Origin of the sequence: Thauera phenolivorans (assembly GCF_001696715.1) — a bacterium.
Lineage (GTDB): Bacteria > Pseudomonadota > Gammaproteobacteria > Burkholderiales > Rhodocyclaceae > Thauera > Thauera phenolivorans.
On sequence record NZ_MBFM01000005.1, the window covers coordinates 45,841 to 49,996 of the forward strand.

A 4,156-nucleotide genomic window follows, 5' to 3' on the forward strand; every position below is an offset into this window, starting at 1 on the left:
TCGAGCATGTGCGCCTCGGTCGAGCTGTCGACCACCGCGAGGTTCTTGCCGTTGAAGCCGGTGTCGAGCACGCTCACCTCGAGCGTGGTGGTGTGGCGCACGGTGGCCTCGCCCGGCTCGAGATAGACCTGCACGCCCCATTTGCGGGAAAAGTGGCGCAGGCGCTCGCAGAAGGCGTCGAGCGCATAGCCCGGCGCGGTGAAGCCGATGCCGCCGCCGAGGCTCACCCACTCGAGCCGCTGCAGGATCTCGCCGTAGCGGCGCTCGACGTCGCCGAGCAGCGCATCGAAGCGCGCGAAGTCGTCGTTCTCGCAGTTGTTGTGGATCATCACGCCGTCGAGGCGGTCGATCACCGACAGGATGCGCGCCGGATCGGATTCGCCCAGCCGGCTGAAGGGCCGCGCCGGGTCGGCGAGGTCGAAGCCGGCGCAGCTGACGCCCGGGTTCAGGCGCAGGCCGGTCGGCTTGTCGCCCGCGGCGGGCGCGAAGCGCTCGAGCTGATTGATCGAGTTGAAGATGATCTTGTCGCAGTGGGCGACGACCTCCTCGATCTCGTGGTCGGCGAAGGCCACGCTGTAGGCATGGGTCTCGCCGCCGAACTTCTGCCGGCCGAGCTTGACCTCGTACAGCGAGGAGGACGTGGTGCCGTCCATGTGCTCGCGCATGAGGTCGAACACCGACCAGGTCGCGAAGCACTTCAGCGCCAGCAGCAGCTTCGCCCCGGAGCGCTCGCGCACCCGGTCCATGACCTGCAGGTTGCGCAGCAGGGCCGCCTTATCGATCAGGTAGTAGGGGGTTGGAATCTTGTCTTGCATCCGCCTTCCTAGCGCTCGTCGGCCGCGACCGCAGCGCGGCTGCCGCGCTTCTTCGCGGCCCGTTTCTCGCCGAGGTGATCGATGATCACCGCCGATTGGTCCGGGAACGTCGCCACCAGCGCGAGCTGGCCGCCGACGCTCTCCACGTAGTGCCGCAGGGTGGACAGGAGCATGTCGCTGCGCTTTTCGAGGCGCGAGATGGTGTCCTGGCCGACACCCAGCGTCGCCGCCAGGTCTTCCTGCGTCTGCTTCGCGCCCTTGCGCAGTTCCTTCAAGGTGGCCAGCGGCATACCCTCCATCCCAACGAGCCCATGGCGACCGACGGGACGTGCCGCGCCCTCGCCGCTGTGCTTTTTCGCCATGCCGAATTCCTTTCGATTGCGTCGGGAGGGCAGATTATGGTTTAGAAGGCATATGCTGTCAATACCATATCCGGATGCGCGCGGCGCCGACGGCGCACCGGGTCGGGGATCGGTTCCTCCACCTGCTCATTCCCGATCCCGTCAGGCACAATGACGGACGTGACCGCACCGACCCAACTCTCCTGCGGCCTGCTGGTGGTCGACGAGCGCGGCGGACTCCTCGTCGGCCACTCGACCGGCAGCAGCCACTGGGATCTGCCGAAGGGCCTCATCGACCCGGGTGAAGCGCCGCTCGTCTGCGCGCTCAGGGAGGCACGGGAGGAGTTCGGCCTCGCCTTCGCGCCCGATCGCCTCATCGACCTCGGCCGCCACGCCTACTATCGCGGCAAGGATCTCCATCTTTTCGCGGTCGGCACGACGAAGGCGGAAACGCCGGCGGACGGGTGTCGCTGCACCAGCTACTTCGACCACTACGTCAGCGGACGGCGGGTGCCGGAGATCGACCGCTTCGCCTGGGCCGACGACGCCAGCCTGCCGCGCATGCTCGCCAGGAGCATGCGCCGGCTGCTCTTCGAGCGCGGCCTGCTCGCCCGCGCACGCGCCTGCGTCGGCAAGCGCCGTGAAGATGCCGGCGCCATCGCCGCGGCACCGCCCGAGTCCCCGGCCCGCGGCGGGACGATGCAGTAACCCACGCCCCGCCCAAACCGGTAAGCTCGCGAGGAACGAACGAAGGGAGGAACGGATGAGCGCACCCATGCTGATCGCGCTGATTTCGCAGAAAGGGGGCGCGGGCAAGACCACGGTGGCGATGCAGCTCGCCGCCGGCCTCGCGCTCGAGGGCTACCGCGTGGCGGTCGCCGACCTCGACGCGCAGGAGAGCGCGGCCCGCTGGGCCGCGTCCGCGCCGGGCCAGACGCCCTTTCCGGCGGAAGTGAAGACCCTGCGCGGCAGCCCCGCCGAGCTCGCGAAAGGCCTGCGCAAGCTCGCCAACCGCGTCGACATCGTGGTGATCGACTGCCCGCCGTCGATCGAGCACCCGCACACCACGGGCGCGCTCGAATTGTGCGACCTGGCGCTGGTACCGGTGGTGCCGAGTCCGACCGACCTGTGGTCGACCCGCGCCATCGAGCGCCTCATCCTCGAACGGCAACGGCAGCGGCCGAAGCTGCGCGCTGCGCTGCTGCCGAACCGGGTGATGCGCACCGCACTGGCGGGCGACGTGCTCGAAGTGTTGCAGGAGTTCAGCCTGCCGGTGCTGCAGACCCCGCTCTCGCAACGCAGCGCCTACGCCTTGAGCGCGGTGCGGGGCGGATCGGTGTTCGGGCTCGGGCGCGCGGCGGCGGCCGCGCAGGAGGAGGTGCAAGCGCTGGTCACTGCCGTTCTCGGCCTGGCCGAGCGGACCGCCTGAGCGCGCCCTCGGGCGTCTGACAGGTGCCGTACCGACCGACGAAGGGCGACCTACTTCACCACCAGCAGGCTGTCGTCCCACTTCGGGTGCTTCTCGAGCCCTACCAGGTTCGCCACCGTTGCGGCGATGTTGGACAGGCCAGCGGCTTCGGCCTCCTGCAGCCCCAGCCTGCCGCCGCTGACGTTGTCGTAGAGGATGAGCGGCACCGGGTTCAGCGTGTGGGCGGTCTTCGCCTTGAACGAGCCGTCCTTGTTCCGCGCCGGCTGCTTCGTCTTCTTGTCGAGCTCGAACATCTCGTCGGCGTTGCCGTGGTCGGCGGTGATCAGCGCCACCCCGCCGGCGGCGTCGATCGCCGGCAGCAGGCGCGACAGGGCGAGATCCACCGCCTCGATCGCCATCGTCGCGGCGCGGAAGTGGCCGGTGTGGCCGACCATGTCGCCGTTGGCGTAGTTGCAGCGCAGCACCTTGTACTGGCCCGACTGCAGCGCGGCGATCATCGCGTCGGTGATCTCGGCCGCCTTCATCCACGGCCGCTGCTCGAAGGGCACGACGTCGCTCGGGACTTCCTGCCAGGTCTCGCCCTCGAACTTGTTCGAGCGGTTGCCGTTCCAGAAGTAGGTGACGTGGCCGAACTTCTGCGTCTCGGAGCAGGCGAACTGCGCCAGCCCCGACTTGCTGAACCACTCGCTCGAGGTGTCCCTGATCGCCGGCGGCGCAACCAGGAAGCGCTTCGGCAGCTGCAGGTCGCCGTCGTACTGCAGCATGCCGGCGTAGGTCACGCGCGGGTGGCGCACGCGGTCGAACTGGTGGAATTCCGCTTCGACGAAGGCGCGCGTGATCTCGATCGCGCGGTCGCCGCGGAAGTTGAACAGCACCACCGAATCGCCGTCCTCGATGGTGCCGATCGGCTTGCCGCCGTCGGCGATGATGAACTCGGGCAGATCCTGGTCGATGGTGCCGGGATGCTGCGCGCGCAGCCCGTGCACCGCCTCGGTGGCGTTGGCGAACTGCGGGCCCTCGCCGAGCACGTGGGTGCGCCAGCCGCGCGCCACCATCGGCCAGTTGGCGTCGTAGCGGTCCATGGTGATGGTCTGGCGGCCGCCGCCGGAGGCGATGCGGGCGTCGAAGCCGCCGGTGCTGATCCCGGCGAGGAAGGCCTCGAAGGGCACCACGTACTCCAGCGCGCTGGTCTCGGGCACGTCGCGGCCGTCGAGCAGGGCGTGGATGCGCACGGTCTTCACGCCCTCGGCCTTCGCCTGCACCACCATCGCCTTGAGGTGGTCGATGTGGCTGTGCACATTGCCGTCGGAGAACAGGCCGATGAAGTGCAGCACGCCCGCCTTGCCGTTCGCGCCGGGCCTGGCACCGGCAACGATCTCCTGCCACGCCTCGCCCTGCCAGATCGCGCCTTCGGTGATCCCGTTGGCGACCAGCGCCGCCCCCTGCGAATACACCTGGCCGGCGCCGATCGCGTTGTGGCCGACCTCGGAGTTGCCCATGTCCTCGTCCGAGGGCATGCCGACCGCGGTGCCGTGGGCGCGCAGGCGGATGTTGGGATACGCGGCGAAGAG

5 protein-coding genes are annotated in these 4,156 nt (G+C 69.2%); 2 read left to right on the top strand and 3 right to left on the bottom strand.

Annotation, left to right across the window (positions count from 1 at the left end):
• On the bottom strand, positions 1 to 815 hold an 815-nt coding region (locus BB334_RS18500), incomplete at its 3' end, for a type III PLP-dependent enzyme domain-containing protein (RefSeq protein WP_083200461.1).
• 8 nt (positions 816 to 823) lie between these two features.
• Positions 824 to 1,177, bottom strand: a complete 354-nt coding sequence (locus BB334_RS13215) for a helix-turn-helix transcriptional regulator (RefSeq protein ID WP_068808978.1) — start codon at positions 1,175 to 1,177, stop codon at positions 824 to 826.
• Between the two features lie 159 nt (positions 1,178 to 1,336).
• On the opposite strand from BB334_RS13215, the gene BB334_RS13220 reads away from it, so the two are divergent.
• Both BB334_RS13220 and parA read left to right on the top strand, forming a co-directional pair.
• Positions 1,337 to 1,864 (top strand): NUDIX domain-containing protein, encoded by a 528-nt coding sequence (locus tag BB334_RS13220; RefSeq protein WP_083200462.1) that lies wholly within the window; start codon positions 1,337 to 1,339, stop codon positions 1,862 to 1,864.
• Positions 1,865 to 1,919: 55 nt separating this feature from the next.
• Positions 1,920 to 2,585: a ParA family partition ATPase gene (parA, locus tag BB334_RS13225; protein WP_068808979.1), complete on the top strand. Its 666-nt coding sequence runs from the start codon at positions 1,920 to 1,922 to the stop codon at positions 2,583 to 2,585.
• 50 nt (positions 2,586 to 2,635) lie between these two features.
• On the opposite strand, the gene gpmI is transcribed toward parA, so the two are convergent.
• A partial coding sequence (gpmI, locus tag BB334_RS13230; RefSeq protein ID WP_068809460.1) for a 2,3-bisphosphoglycerate-independent phosphoglycerate mutase occupies positions 2,636 to 4,156 on the bottom strand: 1,521 nt, incomplete at its 5' end.

Coding starts and splice junctions, on each gene's coding strand:
- parA (WP_068808979.1), top strand. CDS start 1,920: ATGAGCGCACCCATGCTGATCGCGCTGATTTCGCAGAAAGGGGGCGCG.
- BB334_RS13215 (WP_068808978.1), bottom strand. CDS start 1,177: ATGGCGAAAAAGCACAGCGGCGAGGGCGCGGCACGTCCCGTCGGTCGC.